The organism is Undibacterium sp. CCC3.4 (genome assembly GCF_034347425.1).
Classification (GTDB): Bacteria; Pseudomonadota; Gammaproteobacteria; order Burkholderiales; family Burkholderiaceae_D; genus Undibacterium.
Map to the genome: position 1 here is coordinate 1,570,101 of NZ_CP133779.1, position 13,931 is coordinate 1,584,031.

Below are 13,931 nucleotides of genomic sequence, written 5' to 3' on the forward strand. Positions count from 1 at the left end.
CTCAGGCGCGCCCGACGATGGCGGCCGTGGCCATCAATTCATCGATCAATGCCAGCATCATTTTGCCTGGCATGCCGTGTGGGTCAAGTATCGGTAACGGTGAATATTTGAGCAGGGTAGCGGGATTGAGCTTACTGATATTGGCTTGCCCCATGGTCCAGCCGCCGTAGCGCCGTTGCGTGATTTCTTCATAATCGAGCAGAATCACATCGCGATGACGCGGGTCGCGCAGGATGTGTCCATACAAGGTGTTGACCGCATCGCGACCGCCTTCGAGCACTTGAATGAACACCGTGTCGGTGTGACAGAGCACGCCGGTAAGTCCATTTTCCGGGTTGTGCGAGCGCGAAGCTTGTAGGATGGCTTGCACGGTATGGCCGATATTGGCATCGACGGCGCGACTGGCGTACAGCAGACGTACTAACATAAATCTCTCCTGGTGCGCCCGTGGTGACGGGCGAGAAAACCTTGCCTGTGCAGGCTCAGCGCTTGATCAACGATAAAAATTCGCGGCGCAAGTTCGGATCTTTCAAAAACGAGCCATGCATGACACTGTTGATCATCTTCGCTTCGGTGTCTTTCACGCCGCGCCAGTGCATGCAGAAGTGATCGGCTTCCATCACCACCGCAAGGCCATCGGCTTGCATTTTTTCTTGCAGCGCGTCGGCCAACTGCACCACGGCTTCTTCCTGAATTTGCGGACGGCTCATGATCCATTCGGCGATACGGGCGTATTTCGACAGGCCGATCAAATTCGAATGCTCATTCGGCATCACGCCTATCCAAACCTTGCCCATGATCGGGCACAGGTGATGCGAGCACGCGCTGCGCACCGTGATCGGGCCGATGATCATCAATTCATTGAGATGCGAAGCATTGGGAAATTCCGTTACCGCTGGCATCGGCACATAGCGGCCGCCGAATACTTCATTGATGAACATTTTGGCGACGCGTCGCCCGGTATCTTGGGTATTGTGGTCGCTGGCGGTGTCGATTACCAAGCTTTGCAACACTGCGCGCATTTTTTCTTCGACTTCGGCCTGCAATTCGGCCAGTTCGCCGGCTTCGATGAAGCGGGCGATGTTGTCATTGGCATGGAAACGAGTTTTACTCGCGACCAAGCGCTCGCGAATTCTTTGCGAAACCGGGATAGTGACCGCTTGGTAAGCGAGGGGCGTATCGTTGGACATGCTGAGTTCCTGTCAGTCTGGAAGATTGGCAATGGTAACTGAATTAGATTTTTCTTGCAGCCACCCGCTCGCTCAATGCGCGCAAACATTCCGGACACAGGCAGGCGGGTTCGGCGTTGGCTGCCGTCGCTGGTAAGTCTGGCACGGCCAAGCTCGGCCAAGCGCCGCACCAGCATGCTTGCTCGCTGCCCTCCACCATGGCGCAGTCGAACGACGCGGCGCAGACAGAACACTGACTCATGCGGCGTCGTCCCGCGCGGAGTCTTGGGGAACGATGCGACGCATGGCTTGCTGCAGTAATTGCATCTGGCCACTGAAATTGCTGCAGGCATCGCAAATCGACAGATGCAGCCGCAGCCGACTACGTTCGCTCAATGTGAGCTTGCGATCGAGGCCTTCAGAGACCAGTTGATGTGCTTGTTTGCAAGAGTATAAGTAATACATAGCGGCTTTCCGTGTTATTGATTGCCGAACCAATTCAAGTCCAAGCATTCGCGCAGCCGCAAGCGGGCGCGGTACAGGACTACCCATAGATTAGACGTGGTCAGGCTCAATTCCTTACAAATTTCTTCGGTTTCCAATTCTAACCATTCGCGCATCATGAACACGCGCGCGGTTTTGGCCGGTAAATTTGCCAGACAGATTTCCAAGACACGGAAAAAATCTTGCTGTTGCAGGCTAGCTTCCGGCTCCCCCCAGGCTGCCGGCATGTTGACGGTATGGCCGTTGGCTTTGAATAAGCTGTCGATGAGATCGGTTTCTGCTTCATCATCTTCGGTATGCAAGGCGACTTCACGTTTGCGGCTGCGCAGATGATCGATGATTTTGAATTTCAAAATACCGGTCACATAGGTGCGCAGGCTGGATTGGCCGGCAAAACTGTCCGGTTTCTCCAATACCGCCAGCAAGGCTTCTTGCACGGCATCTTCGGCTGCCGTCTCATTTCGCAGCTGCAGAATGGCGAAACGCAGCAGCGCCGGACGCATGGTTTCTAACTCTTGGTGTAAATGAATCGAAGTGCGCATAAATTTAAGAGTGAATTGGCATAAATATTGGCAGCAGAATCCTGTAAAATCCGAGGCTAAGGCATAAACCCTTCATGATACCCTCAGGATACCGACATTATGAGCGATTTCAACGCAAACGCAGCAGTAGCATCAGAAGATAAATTGGCCGGTGTCGCGCCCGTGATCAAGGCTGAAATTTTGGCAGAAGCGCTGCCCTACATCCGTAAATTTCACGGTAAGACCATCGTCATCAAATACGGTGGCAATGCCATGACCGAAGAACGCCTCAAGCATAGCTTCGCGCGCGACGTGATTTTATTGAAACTGGTCGGCATGAACCCAGTCGTGGTACATGGCGGCGGACCGCAAATCGACAATGCGCTCAAAAAAATGGGCAAGCAGGGTACGTTTATCCAAGGCATGCGCATCACCGATGAAGAAACCATGGAAGTGGTGGAATGGGTGTTGGGCGGCGAAGTACAGCAAGATATCGTTATGTTGATCAATCATTACGGTGGTCAGGCCGTCGGTTTGACCGGTAAAGATGGCGGCTTGATCCGCGCACGCAAGATGATGATGCCGGATCGTGAAAATCCCGGCAATATGCTCGATATCGGCTATGTTGGTGAAATCGATGCGATCAATCCGGCGGTGGTGAAAGCCTTGCAAGACGATGCCTTCATTCCTATCATTTCACCGATCGGTTTCGGCGAAGATGGCCAAGCGTATAACATCAATGCCGATTTGGTCGCTGGTAAGATTGCCGAAATTCTCAAGGCTGAAAAATTGATCATGATGACCAATATTCCGGGCGTGCTCGATAAGCAGGGTAATTTGGTGACCGATTTGTCGGCGCGTGAGATCGATGAAATGTTCGCTGACGGTACGATTTCCGGCGGCATGCTGCCGAAAATTTCTTCGGCACTCGACGCGGCCAAATCGGGTGTCAATACCGTGCATATCATCGATGGCCGCATCGAACACTCGTTGCTGCTGGAAGTGTTGACCGAACAAGCCTTCGGCACCATGATACGCAGTCATTGATGGCAGGCCAGCCGATTTGGCTGTTTGACCTCGACAACACCTTGCATGACGCCTCGCACGCGATTTTTCCAGCCATTAACCGGAATATGAATGCGTATATAGCGGCCTTGCTCGGTGTCGGCGAGGCGGCCGCCGATCAAGCCGCAGTCAACGCGCTGCGGCTCGATTACTACCGTCGCTATGGCGTGACCATGCTTGGTTTGGTGCGCCACCATGCGGTGAAAGCCGAGGAGTTTTTACACGCCGCGCATACCTTCGACGACTTGTTGGCGATGATACGCGCGCGTCGCGGGTTGCGACAAATATTGCAGCGCTTGCCGGGTAAAAAAATTCTCTTGACCAATGCGCCGCGCTTGTACTCGCGACGGGTGCTGCGTCATTTGAATTTGCAGCGCCATTTTGACGACCATATTTCGGTCGAAGACATGCGCGTGCATGGGCAACTTGAGCCTAAACCGTCGCGTCGGTTTTTGCGTAAATTGCTGGCCGCACGCGGCTATGCTGCCGCCGACTGTATCTTGGTCGAGGATAGTCTGGACAATTTACGCGCGGCCAAGCGCGAAGGCTTGCAGACTGTCTGGCTGACCGGTTTCATCACCGATCACACGGCGCGCCAGCGCGCCGCCTGCGTCGATATACAGGTGCGGTCGGTGTTGGAACTGGCACAACGCTATCGTCGCCGGCCCGCTTGATCAAAAATCTGACTAGGGTTTGAAACCCCGGCCTTCAGAGGTTGTCGCAAAAGGGTAGTGAGTCGGTATCATTACCCTGACTGGTGGCCACGTCATTCCTGCGCGCTTTTGGCAGGAACCCAGCGGCGTTCGTGGTTAACTGAAAATGCCAGATATTATAGTGTTTTCAGCGCTGAAAACGACACTGGGTTCCCGCCAAAAGCATGCGGGAATGACGAGGTTGCGGCATGCGGAAATGACGAGGTATGCGGTGTTTCAGATGTAAAAAGATTCCATCAGGCTTTTGCGACAGCGTCTTCAGGCCGGAGAGCGACGAAGGAGCGACGCGATGGGAGGGGATGCAGACCCCTTCCAGAGTCTTTTCCATCGTCGCTTGCGACGATCCATTAAGTTGTTCTGTGGATATTTACAATATTGCTTCACATCCACACATACTTTCACATAAAATCGACAATTCGCCGGCCTCAGACGGAATTGCATTAAAGAAACATCTATTTGCATCCTTCAGGTGCGTGGCAAACTTTTACCAGTGAATCAAACAAAACATGGCTAGTACCAAACCCGGCGAGCGCAAATTACAAATACTCCAGGCGCTGGCAGCAATGCTGGAAAACCCGAAAAGCGAAAAAATCACTACCGCAGCGCTGGCCGCGCGCGTCAGTGTCTCGGAAGCCGCCTTGTACCGCCATTTCGCCAGCAAAGCGCAAATGTTCGAAGGCTTGATCGATTTCATCGAAACCTCGGTGTTCGGCTTGATCAATCAAATCAGTGAACAGCAAGACGACGGCGTCTTACAGACGCAGGCGATTGTTCACATGCTGTTGAATTTTGCCGAGCGCAACCCCGGCATGACGCGGGTTTTGATTGGCGATGTGTTGGTGAATGAAGATGAGCGTTTGCAACTGCGGATGAACCAATTTGCCGAACGTTTGGAACTGGCTTTGCGCCAATCCTTACGTATGGCCGCCGCTCAGGGCCACAGCGTCGAAACAGAAGCGAGCGTGCGTGCGGCCATGCTGTGCAGTTTTGTCTACGGCCGCTGGCTGCGGTTTGCTAAAACCGGGTTTAAACAGCTGCCGACCGAACACGCTACAGCACAAATGGCGATGTTATTGCGCTGAGTTCCTTGCTTTTTGTTATCCAGAGCAGTGTATGATAGGACGATCCGCTTCAACGAAGGCGGGCGTCGCATCATAAAAATCAGACAGCCGCTACCTCTCTTTGCCTGACGAGGCGGCCGACTGTCGCTCAGGAGACAAAATGGAACCATCCCCAGTGCAGTATGCCAGCGGCGTGCGGCGGCGTCAGATCGATGTGTTGTTGAGCCGTTACGCCGAAAGCCACCTCCATCCGGTCAATGAAATCATTCATTGCATTTGTGTGCCGGCAATCGTATTTGCCTTGCTTGCGCTGGTGTGGTCGGCCCATCCCTTGGCTGCCGCCGCGGCCGTGATGACCAGTTTGATTTATTATTTCTTTCTCGCGCCGCGTTTGGCATTGGGCATGTTGCTGATGGCTAGCTTGATGCTGGCACTGTTACCGCTGTTGCCGGCCGGGCGAATTTGGCAGATCGCCTTGCTCGTGTTCGTGCTGGCTTGGATAGGACAATTCATCGGCCATCATATCGAAGGCAAAAAACCCTCATTTTTCGATGATCTGCGTTTCTTGCTGGTCGGCCCTTTGTTTGTACTCGGCTTGTTGTATCGGCGCTGCGGCTGGACTTACTGAGCCAGACTCATACCGACAGATCGGGATCGTTGGTCTGATTGGGATCATACAGCCGCCAAGTATTGCGCCCGGCCGCTTTGGCGTTCTGCAGGGCCAGATCGGCGTTGCGCAAGAACAGACGCTGTTCAAGTGCATGCAGCGGGCAACAGGCGATGCCTATGCTGGCACTGACTTGGCAACTGCCGCCCTTGAGCAGCATCGGCGCTTGCATCGCGTGGAGGATCTGATCGGCCAGTTGCCGCACACTTTCCAAGTTTTTTTGCTGTGGGAATACCAAGGCAAACTCATCGGCATCGACACGGCACAGTGTATCTCCCGGCGATAACAAGGCTTGGCAACGTTCCGCGACGATGAGTAAAACCTGATCGCAGGCATCATAACCGAGTCGCTCGCTCAACAGCTTGAAGTGATCGAGATCGAGAAACATCAAACACAAGTGTTGGTGGTTTCCGAGTGCATCTTCGATGCTATTGGTGATTAATTTATGAAAATAATGGCGGTTCGGTAATTTGGTCAGACTATCGTGATTGTCCAGCACGTGGATGCGCTCTTCTGCCGCACGACGCTGCTGGCTGGCACTGTGAGCATTATTTTCCCAGCTTTCCATACGCGCAATAATGGCATTGAAACTGCCACCCAGATTGGCAAAACCGGGCGCTTCCTGCACGCGCAAGCTGTAGTCGCCGGTATCGAGTACCAGCTGGGCTTGTTGTGTGAGCAGTTGCAAAGGCTGTAGGGTACGCAGTTGCTGTCGAAAAAATAATGCAACGCTGCAGCAGCCGGCTAACAGGAAGGCAGCGGCATTGCTCAGTAATAAGAGCAGCATCTGCCAGTACAGTGGCCAAGCATTGTAGTCTACCTTCAAATTACCGAGCAAACCGGCCTGGCCGCTCACCGGTGTGACGGTACAGATGTGATTGCTGTTGAGTTGCAATGTCTGCTTGGCAATCAGGCTGCGATCAGAGATCGCCTCGGTGTCGACCAGTGCACCGTTGGCCCAGGCCAGAATGGCAAGGCCGTGGCGATCATACAGTGTGGCGCTGAATAAATCTTGCTCACGCGCTGCATTGAAGAATAGATTTTGCATGCCGCGCACATCGCCGTTGGCCAAATTGTCGCTGATATTGTTGGCCAGAGTGGCGCTGCTGGCGCGGATTGCGCGCAGGAAAAATTGCTCGGTCCAGATCGCGGTGAGCAATGCGCAAAGCAGTAAACCGAGCACGCAGCCAAGCCCCAGTTGACGCGCGTACTGGCGCAACAAAATTTTTGCTAAAGGCAAATTGCGATCAGTGGTATTCATAGGAATGTTGCGCGTGGTCAATTATTAAGAATATACCGTGCGATCTTGATATTGTCCTGTTTTGTGAAAAAAACTGCAGCCTTTGTGATTTATCGGATGTGCGCTGCGCCATCTGCGAGTAAACTGAGCGCTCCCCCTTATGAACGTACTCGCCGTGACCACCACTTCGTTTTCTTCTCTGATACCGCCCGGACTATTGAGCTCGGGTCAGGCCTTTGCTTTGCTCGATGATGCCCACGACAGTGGTGCGCAATCGCGTCTGTATTATGACTTGGTGCAGGTGTTGGAATGCCGCACAGCCGCTGAGTGGCTGCCGATGTGGCAAAAGTTGTCAGCGCTATTGCAACAAAATTATTATGGGCTCAGTTTGCTGAGCTACGAAACCGGGGCACAGTTACAGGCTATCGCCCCCCGTGAAGAGCCGGCGGTTTCACAGATTTTGGTATTTCGTCATTGTCTCTTACTCAATCAGGAGCAAGTCAGTGCGGCGCTGGCCAGCGCTGCCGGTGCGCTTCCCTTGCAGGCCGGTATTGCTGGGCTGCATGCCGATACCGATCAAGCCGCGTTTGAGCAAGCCATTGGGGCGATTCACGCTTATATAGAGGCCGGCGACAGCTATCAAGTTAATTACACCTATCGCTTGCAGTTTGATGCCTACGGCAGCCCAGCAGCCTTGTACAGTCGGCTGCGCGCACGGCAGCCGGTACCCTATGGGGCCTTGATCATGCTGCCCGATGGTGGCGCCATCTTGTCTTTGTCGCCGGAATTATTCATACGCCAGCACGGCGGGCAATTACAGGCGCGCCCGATGAAGGGGACGGCAGCGGCTTCCGCCGATGAGGAAGACAATGTGGCGATCGCCGCAGCATTGGCGGCCGATAGCAAGAACCGGGCAGAAAATCTGATGATCGTCGATTTGCTGCGCAACGATTTAGGCCGTATCGCCGCCACCGGCACGGTGCGGGTGCCGCAACTGTTTGAGGTGCAGGCTTTTTCCAGCGTGTTGCAAATGACTTCGACCGTGGAAGCGCAATTACAAGCGGGCTTGAGTTTGGCCGACATCATGACGGCCTTATTTCCTTGCGGTTCGATTACCGGTGCGCCGAAACACCGCACCATGGAAATAATTCGTCAGCTCGAAACGGCGGCGCGCGGTCTGTATACCGGCGCTATCGGCTGGTTTGATCCCGCCCCAGTCGAGTCTGCCGCGCTTGTTTATCCCGGTGATTTTTGTCTGTCGGTGCCGATCCGGACCTTACAGTTACAGGCTGCCGCGGCCGATTGCACGGTCCGCCGCGGCCAGATGGGGGTAGGGGCGGGGATCGTGCATGACAGCGTGGCGGCCGAGGAGTTTGCCGAATGCCAGCTCAAGGCTGGTTTCTTAACCGGACTGGCGGCACCGTTCGAATTGTTTGAAACCCTGCTTGCCAGTCGTGCCGACGGCTGCCGCCACCAAGGGCGGCATCTGCTGCGCTTGCGGCAGTCGGCCACTTATTTCGGTTTTGTGTTTGACGAACTGCAGATCGCGCGCGCCTTGAGCGCGGCCTGTGCCGCGTTGCCGCCGGGCGTCGATTGCCGGCTGCGGCTGGCGCTCGATGCTGGCGGTGCTGTGCGTATCAACAGTGCGGTGTTGAGTCCCTTGGTCGCGCTGCCGACGGTGCTGCTGGCCGCGAGTACGACGCGCAGCAGCGAATTATTTTTGGCGCATAAAACCACGCTGCGTGCCGAATACGACCAAGCTTGGAAGCGCGCGATTGAACTCGGTGCTTTCGATATGTTGTTTTTCAATGAGCACGGCCACTTGACCGAAGGCGGGCGCAGCAATGTCTTGCTGAAAAAAGATGGTCATTGGTTGACCCCGCCGCTGTCTGACGGCGTGTTACCGGGGGTGATGCGGGCGGTCTTGTTGGCCGATCCGCGCTATCAATTGCGCGAGCAATCGCTGACGCGTGAGGATTTGCTCACGGCTGAACAATTAATGCTGTGCAATGCCTTGCGTGGGCCATTTACGGTGCAGTTGCAACTGACGCAGCCTTGATTGGCGGTTGTGCTCCGACTAAGTCCGCGGTTACACTCAATGATTACCGGCGGCGACACGCCGGATTGTTATTTTATCCGTTGAGGAGACACCCTGATGAATTCCCGCCTTGTACGCGTCTTGCTTCCTGCTACGCTGAGTTTGTTCTTGCTCGCTCCGGCCACCGCCCAAATCAAGGTCGGGGTGAATGTCTCGGCCACCGGTGCCGGGGCTTCGCTGGGGATTGCAGAAAAAAATACTTTCGCGCTGCTGCCGCGTGAAATCGCTGGAAAAAAAGTCGAATACATTATTCTCGATGACGCTTCCGACAGCACCACGGCGGTCAAAAATGCGCGCAAGCTGGTGTCGGAAGAGAAGGTCGATTTATTGATCGGCTCGACCATCACGCCAACTTCCTTGGCGATGATCGATGTTGCGGCGGAAAGCGAAACGCCGATGATTTCCATGGCTGCCGCCGTATCCATCATCGCGCCGGCTGATGCCAAGCGGTTTTGGGTTTTCAAAACGCCGCAAAACGACACCCATATGTCGACCGCCATTATCAGTCACATGCTCGACGCCGGCGTGCGCACGGTGGCTTTCATCGGTTTCAACGATGCGTATGGTGAGGGCTGGTACCGCGAGTTTTCGCGTTTGGCCGAAAGCCGCAAGCTTAAACTGCTAGCCAATGAACGCTTCGCCCGTCCCGATACCTCGGTGACTGGTCAGGTATTGAAGATCATGGCCGTCAACCCCGATGCCGTGCTCATTGCCGGTGCCGGCACACCGGCTGCCTTACCGCAGAAAACCCTCAAAGAGCGCGGTTACCGCGGCAAAATTTATCAAACCCACGGCGTTGCCAACAATGATTTTCTGCGTGTTTGTGGCAAAGATTGCGAAGGCACTTGGCTGCCGGCTGGCCCGATGCTGGTGGCGGCCCAATTGCCGAACGATAATCCGGTCAAAAAATCGGCCCTGAAGTATATCGCCGCGTATGAAAAAGTGTATGGCGTCGGCTCGGTATCGACTTTTGGCGGTCATGCCTGGGATGCCGGCTTGTTACTGGAAAATGCGCTACCGACCGCGTTGAAAAAAGCCCAACCGGGCAGCAAAGAATTCCGCGCCGCCTTACGCACGGCAATCGAAAATACCAGCAACTTGGCGACCTCGCACGGCATCGTCAATATGAACAGCACAGACCACCTCGGTCTCGATCAGCGTTCGCGCGTGATGGTGCAAATCGTCGGTGGCAGCTGGAAGCTCGGTTCCTCGGCAAACTGAGACAAATTCATGGATTTTTCTATCGCTGCCATTCTGGCGCAGGATGGCATTACCAATGGCGCTGTGTATGTGCTGCTGGCCTTGGCTCTGGTGCTGGTATTTTCGGTGACACGGGTAATTTTTATTGCGCAAGGCGAATTTGTCGCTTTTGGTGCGCTCAGTTTGGCGGCGATCCAAGCCGGTCATGTGCCGGCTACGTTGAACTTATTGCTGGCGCTGGGCGCGCTGTGTCTGCTGCGCGAGACCCTGCTGTTAGTGCGCACCGTGTGGCGCGCCGGTGGCCGTGATTGGCGACGCGCTTGCTGGCAGTGGCTGCGCTGCTGCGGCAGCTTGCTGCTGTTGCCGGCGATTGCCGCGCTGGCGCTGCGCCATACCGATTTGCAGCAATGGCCCTTGGCGCTGCAAGCCTTGCTCACGCTGGGCATCGTCACGCCCTTGGCCCCACTGTTGTATCGGCTGGCATTCGAGCCGCTCGCCAGCGCCGGTACGCTGGTGTTGTTAATCGTCTCGGTCGGCGTGCATATGGCCTTGACCGGCTTGGGCCTGCTCATGTTCGGTCCGGAAGGTTCGCGCACCACGCCGTTTTCCGAGGCGCGCTGCGACTTCGCCGGTTTGCAAATTGGTGGGCAAAGCTTGGTGGTGGTACTGACGGCCTTGCTGCTGATGCTGCTGTTCTATGTGTACTTCGAGCGTACTTTGGCCGGCAAAGCCTTGCGTGCTACGGCCGTTAATCGCTTGGGCGCGCAATTGGTCGGCATCGGCACCCGCGCTGCCGGCTTGCGCGCGTTTACCATGGCCGGTGCACTTGGCACCGTCTGCGGCATCTTGATTTCGCCGCTGACGACGGTGTATTACGACAGCGGTTTTCTGATCGGCCTGAAAGGTTTTGTCGGTGCCATCGTCGGTGGGCTGGTCAGCTATCCCTTGGCCGCGGCCGGCGCGCTGTTGGTCGGCTTGCTCGAGGCGTATGCCTCGTTTTGGGCCAGCGCTTACAAAGAAGTGATTGTGTTCGCCTTGATCATTCCGGTATTGTGGTGGCGCTCGCTGCACAGCACCGTGCTTGACCAGGAGGATGAAGCATGAGTCGCCAGATCTTGCGTGGCCGGGCGGCTGCGGTGTTGGCAATATCAGCAGTATTGGCAGTCGGTTTGCTGCCGCAATTAGCGCTCGGCGAATACTGGATCACCTTGGCCAATTACATAGGCTTGTCGGCCATCGTCGCGCTCGGCTTGGTGTTGTTGACGGGGATAGGCGGATTGACCTCATTCGGGCAAGCGGCCTTCGTCGGTATCGGTGCCTACAGCAGCGCTTGGCTCAGCACCGCCGGTGCCGGTTCGCCTTGGTCCGGTTTGGCCTTGGGCTTGCTGCTGACGCTACTGTGTGCCAGCGCGCTGGGCTTGATCAGCATGCGCTTGTCGGGCCATTATCTGCCGCTCGGTACCATCGCCTGGGGTTTGTCTTTGTATTTCTTGTTCGGTAATTTTGAATTCCTCGGCAAATACGATGGCATCAACGGCATTCCGCCTATCGCCTTCGGCAGCCTGCTGCTCAATACGCCAAGGCGCATGTTCGTGCTGATCTGGTGCATCGTGCTGTTGGCGGTGCTGGCGCTGCACCGCTTATTAGCCTCGCGCTCGGGCCGCGCGATTCGCGCCCTCAAAGGCGGTGTGCTGATGGCCGAAGCCATGGGCGTCCATACCGTCAATCTGAAGTTGATCATCTTCGTGATCGCCGCGCTGCTGGCCAGTGTCTCGGGCTGGTTGTATGCGCATTTACAGCGCTCGGTCAATCCTACGCCTTTTGGTCTGCAAGCCGGCATTGAGTATCTGTTCATGACGGTACTCGGTGGTGCCGGCCATGTATGGGGCGCCTTGCTCGGTTCGGCCATGGTGATCGTGCTCAAAGATCAGTTGCAAACTCTGCTGCCGGCTGTGTTGGGCAGTAGCGGTAATTTTGACATCATCGTCTTCGGTGTCGTGCTGGTGCTGATACTGCAAACCGCGCGCGATGGCGTCTGGCCTTATTTGGCTGCCGCATTAGTGCGGCTTAGCGGCAGTATAGCGCCGCCGGCACCGCTGCCAGCGTGTCAACCGCTGCCACAGCGTGCGCAGCCCGCGGCCGGCAGTTTGTTGTTGGAAGTTGATCAGCTCAGCAAACGCTTCGGTGGCTTAATCGCGCTCAATCAGATGCAGTTTCAATTACGGGCCGGACAAATACTTGGTTTGATCGGTCCCAATGGGGCTGGCAAATCGACCATGTTCAATGTGATCAGCGGAGTATTGCCGGCCACTGAAGGCGCGCTGTATTTTCATTGCGATGGTCAGCGGCACGCGCTGGCTAAGCTGCCGGCACGCACGATAGCGGCACTCGGCATTGCCCGCAGTTTTCAACATGTACGTCTGCAAGCGGACATGAGTGTGCTGCACAACGTTGCTATCGGCGCGCATTTACGCGGCAAACACCACGACCTGATCGAAGTCTGTCTCAGCATTGCCGCACCTGGTTTGGCGATGGAACAGCGCTTGTTGGCGACGGCACAGCTGCAATTGCAACGACTCGGTTTGGCGCAGCTGATGCACGCGCCGGCCGGCAGTCTGGCCCTGGGCCAGCAACGCTTGGTCGAAATTGCCCGCGCCTTATGCTGCGATCCCTTGCTGCTGCTGTTAGATGAACCGGCGGCCGGTTTGCGCTATCAAGAGAAACAGGAATTGGCTGCGGTGCTGCGTCAATTACGTGCCGCGGGCATGAGTATTTTATTGGTTGAACACGATATGGATTTTGTCATGAATGTTTGCGACGAATTGGTGGTGATGGAATTCGGTAGCAAAATCGCACAAGGCACGCCAGCCGAGGTACAGCAAGATCCGGCGGTGTTGGCCGCGTACCTCGGCGGGCTGGAGTGATGGCGCAGCCGATACTCTGTCAAGCCGAGCAGATCGAAGTTTGTTACGGTAAAGTCGCGGCCTTGCATGGCATAGCTGTGGTGGTCCCTGCGGCTGGCATTGTCACTGTGATTGGTCCCAACGGTGCCGGTAAATCGAGTTTGCTCAATGCCTTGGCCGGGGCTTTGCCAATCGGTGCCAGCCAGCGCGGATCGATTGAGTATGACGGCCACGATTGTTCGGCTTGGGCGATCGAGCGGCGCGTTGCTGCCGGTATGTCTTTGGTACCGGAAAAGCGCGAACTGTTTTCGAGCATGAAGGTGGAAGATAATCTGCTGCTCGGCAGTTATTGCCGCTATGCCGCCGGCCTGCCCGACTATGCCGATCAATTGGGCATGGTGTATGACTTATTTCCACGTTTGCGCCAGCGGCGCAGCCAATTGGCTGGCAGTTTGTCTGGCGGTGAGCGGCAAATGTTGGCGCTGGGGCGCGCCCTGATGGCTAAACCACGTTTGCTGCTGCTGGATGAACCTAGCCTCGGTTTGGCGCCGCTGATAGTCAAAGAGATTTTTCACATCATCCGACAACTGCGCGACAGTGGCGTCGGTATTTTATTGGTCGAACAAAATGCCCGGGCTGCCCTGCAGGTGGCCGATTACGCCTATGTGCTGGAAACCGGCAGCATCGTACTCGAAGGGCCAGCGGCCGACTTGGCCGATGATGCGCGGGTGATCGAAACTTATCTGGGTCTGGCTGCGCGGCGTACCTGAGTCAGTGCAGCCGCATCGGC

At 55.8% G+C, this 13,931-nt stretch carries 15 protein-coding genes; 9 read left to right on the top strand and 6 right to left on the bottom strand.

What is annotated here, in order from left to right; all coding sequences use genetic code 11:
• Position 1 precedes the first annotated feature (1 nt).
• Genes RHM61_RS07110 through RHM61_RS07130 form a run of 5 tightly spaced genes read right to left on the bottom strand, consistent with a single transcriptional unit; the run spans position 2 to position 2,215 of the window.
• Entirely contained in the window at positions 2-427 is a 426-nt protein-coding gene (locus tag RHM61_RS07110; protein ID WP_322250432.1) for a BLUF domain-containing protein, read from the bottom strand.
• A gap of 55 nt (positions 428-482) precedes the next feature.
• Entirely contained in the window at positions 483-1,190 is a 708-nt protein-coding gene (gene folE, locus RHM61_RS07115) for a GTP cyclohydrolase I (protein ID WP_322250433.1), read from the bottom strand.
• 43 nt (positions 1,191-1,233) lie between these two features.
• Entirely contained in the window at positions 1,234-1,431 is a 198-nt protein-coding gene (locus RHM61_RS07120; RefSeq protein ID WP_322250434.1) for a cysteine-rich CWC family protein, read from the bottom strand.
• Complete coding sequence (locus RHM61_RS07125; protein ID WP_322250435.1) at positions 1,428-1,634, bottom strand: zf-HC2 domain-containing protein; 207 nt, start codon at positions 1,632-1,634, stop codon at positions 1,428-1,430. The genes RHM61_RS07120 and RHM61_RS07125 overlap by 4 nt, the downstream gene beginning before the upstream one ends.
• Positions 1,635-1,648: 14 nt before the next feature.
• On the bottom strand, positions 1,649-2,215 hold the full coding sequence (locus tag RHM61_RS07130) for a sigma-70 family RNA polymerase sigma factor (RefSeq protein WP_322250436.1): 567 nt from the start codon (positions 2,213-2,215) through the stop codon (positions 1,649-1,651).
• A gap of 99 nt (positions 2,216-2,314) precedes the next feature.
• Here RHM61_RS07130 and argB point away from each other — a divergent pair, with 99 nt between their 5' ends.
• From argB to RHM61_RS07150, 4 genes are all read left to right on the top strand, one after another.
• Positions 2,315-3,241: an acetylglutamate kinase gene (gene argB, locus RHM61_RS07135; RefSeq protein WP_322250437.1), complete on the top strand. Its 927-nt coding sequence runs from the start codon at positions 2,315-2,317 to the stop codon at positions 3,239-3,241.
• The gene (locus RHM61_RS07140; protein WP_322250438.1) at positions 3,241-3,933 is read left to right on the top strand and encodes a pyrimidine 5'-nucleotidase; all 693 of its coding nucleotides are present in this window, start codon (positions 3,241-3,243) and stop codon (positions 3,931-3,933) included. The genes argB and RHM61_RS07140 overlap by 1 nt, the downstream gene beginning before the upstream one ends.
• 545 nt (positions 3,934-4,478) lie before the next feature.
• Entirely contained in the window at positions 4,479-5,054 is a 576-nt protein-coding gene (gene slmA, locus RHM61_RS07145) for a nucleoid occlusion factor SlmA (protein ID WP_322250439.1), read from the top strand.
• Positions 5,055-5,193: 139 nt separating this feature from the next.
• Positions 5,194-5,661 carry a DUF962 domain-containing protein gene (locus RHM61_RS07150; protein WP_322250440.1) on the top strand — a complete coding sequence of 156 codons (468 nt, stop codon included), beginning with the start codon at positions 5,194-5,196 and terminating at the stop codon, positions 5,659-5,661.
• A 7-nt stretch (positions 5,662-5,668) separates the two neighbouring features.
• Here RHM61_RS07150 and RHM61_RS07155 read toward each other — a convergent pair whose 3' ends face one another.
• Positions 5,669-6,961: a GGDEF domain-containing protein gene (locus tag RHM61_RS07155; RefSeq protein ID WP_322250441.1), complete on the bottom strand. Its 1,293-nt coding sequence runs from the start codon at positions 6,959-6,961 to the stop codon at positions 5,669-5,671.
• A gap of 139 nt (positions 6,962-7,100) precedes the next feature.
• Between RHM61_RS07155 and pabB the strand changes: the two genes are divergently transcribed.
• From pabB to RHM61_RS07180, 5 genes are all read left to right on the top strand, one after another.
• The gene (pabB, locus tag RHM61_RS07160) at positions 7,101-8,999 is read left to right on the top strand and encodes an aminodeoxychorismate synthase component I (RefSeq protein WP_322250442.1); all 1,899 of its coding nucleotides are present in this window, start codon (positions 7,101-7,103) and stop codon (positions 8,997-8,999) included.
• 96 nt (positions 9,000-9,095) lie between these two features.
• Positions 9,096-10,259: an ABC transporter substrate-binding protein gene (locus RHM61_RS07165; RefSeq protein WP_322250443.1), complete on the top strand. Its 1,164-nt coding sequence runs from the start codon at positions 9,096-9,098 to the stop codon at positions 10,257-10,259.
• Positions 10,260-10,268: 9 nt separating this feature from the next.
• The gene (locus RHM61_RS07170; RefSeq protein ID WP_322250444.1) at positions 10,269-11,342 is read left to right on the top strand and encodes a branched-chain amino acid ABC transporter permease; all 1,074 of its coding nucleotides are present in this window, start codon (positions 10,269-10,271) and stop codon (positions 11,340-11,342) included.
• Positions 11,339-13,162 carry a branched-chain amino acid ABC transporter ATP-binding protein/permease gene (locus RHM61_RS07175; RefSeq protein WP_322250445.1) on the top strand — a complete coding sequence of 608 codons (1,824 nt, stop codon included), beginning with the start codon at positions 11,339-11,341 and terminating at the stop codon, positions 13,160-13,162. The genes RHM61_RS07170 and RHM61_RS07175 overlap by 4 nt, the downstream gene beginning before the upstream one ends.
• On the top strand, positions 13,162-13,911 hold the full coding sequence (locus RHM61_RS07180; protein WP_322250446.1) for an ABC transporter ATP-binding protein: 750 nt from the start codon (positions 13,162-13,164) through the stop codon (positions 13,909-13,911). Before RHM61_RS07175 ends, RHM61_RS07180 begins: the two co-directional genes overlap by 1 nt.
• Positions 13,912-13,931: the final 20 nt, after the last annotated feature.

Bases quoted from the DNA above. Each gene is read 5' to 3' on its own strand.
- RHM61_RS07110 (WP_322250432.1), bottom strand. From the start codon at position 427: ATGTTAGTACGTCTGCTGTACGCCAGTCGCGCCGTCGATGCCAATATC.
- folE (WP_322250433.1), bottom strand. From the start codon at position 1,190: ATGTCCAACGATACGCCCCTCGCTTACCAAGCGGTCACTATCCCGGTT.
- RHM61_RS07120 (WP_322250434.1), bottom strand. From the start codon at position 1,431: ATGAGTCAGTGTTCTGTCTGCGCCGCGTCGTTCGACTGCGCCATGGTG.
- RHM61_RS07125 (WP_322250435.1), bottom strand. From the start codon at position 1,634: ATGTATTACTTATACTCTTGCAAACAAGCACATCAACTGGTCTCTGAA.
- RHM61_RS07130 (WP_322250436.1), bottom strand. From the start codon at position 2,215: ATGCGCACTTCGATTCATTTACACCAAGAGTTAGAAACCATGCGTCCG.
- argB (WP_322250437.1), top strand. From the start codon at position 2,315: ATGAGCGATTTCAACGCAAACGCAGCAGTAGCATCAGAAGATAAATTG.
- RHM61_RS07140 (WP_322250438.1), top strand. From the start codon at position 3,241: ATGGCAGGCCAGCCGATTTGGCTGTTTGACCTCGACAACACCTTGCAT.
- slmA (WP_322250439.1), top strand. From the start codon at position 4,479: ATGGCTAGTACCAAACCCGGCGAGCGCAAATTACAAATACTCCAGGCG.
- RHM61_RS07150 (WP_322250440.1), top strand. From the start codon at position 5,194: ATGGAACCATCCCCAGTGCAGTATGCCAGCGGCGTGCGGCGGCGTCAG.
- RHM61_RS07155 (WP_322250441.1), bottom strand. From the start codon at position 6,961: ATGAATACCACTGATCGCAATTTGCCTTTAGCAAAAATTTTGTTGCGC.
- pabB (WP_322250442.1), top strand. From the start codon at position 7,101: ATGAACGTACTCGCCGTGACCACCACTTCGTTTTCTTCTCTGATACCG.
- RHM61_RS07165 (WP_322250443.1), top strand. From the start codon at position 9,096: ATGAATTCCCGCCTTGTACGCGTCTTGCTTCCTGCTACGCTGAGTTTG.
- RHM61_RS07170 (WP_322250444.1), top strand. From the start codon at position 10,269: ATGGATTTTTCTATCGCTGCCATTCTGGCGCAGGATGGCATTACCAAT.
- RHM61_RS07175 (WP_322250445.1), top strand. From the start codon at position 11,339: ATGAGTCGCCAGATCTTGCGTGGCCGGGCGGCTGCGGTGTTGGCAATA.
- RHM61_RS07180 (WP_322250446.1), top strand. From the start codon at position 13,162: ATGGCGCAGCCGATACTCTGTCAAGCCGAGCAGATCGAAGTTTGTTAC.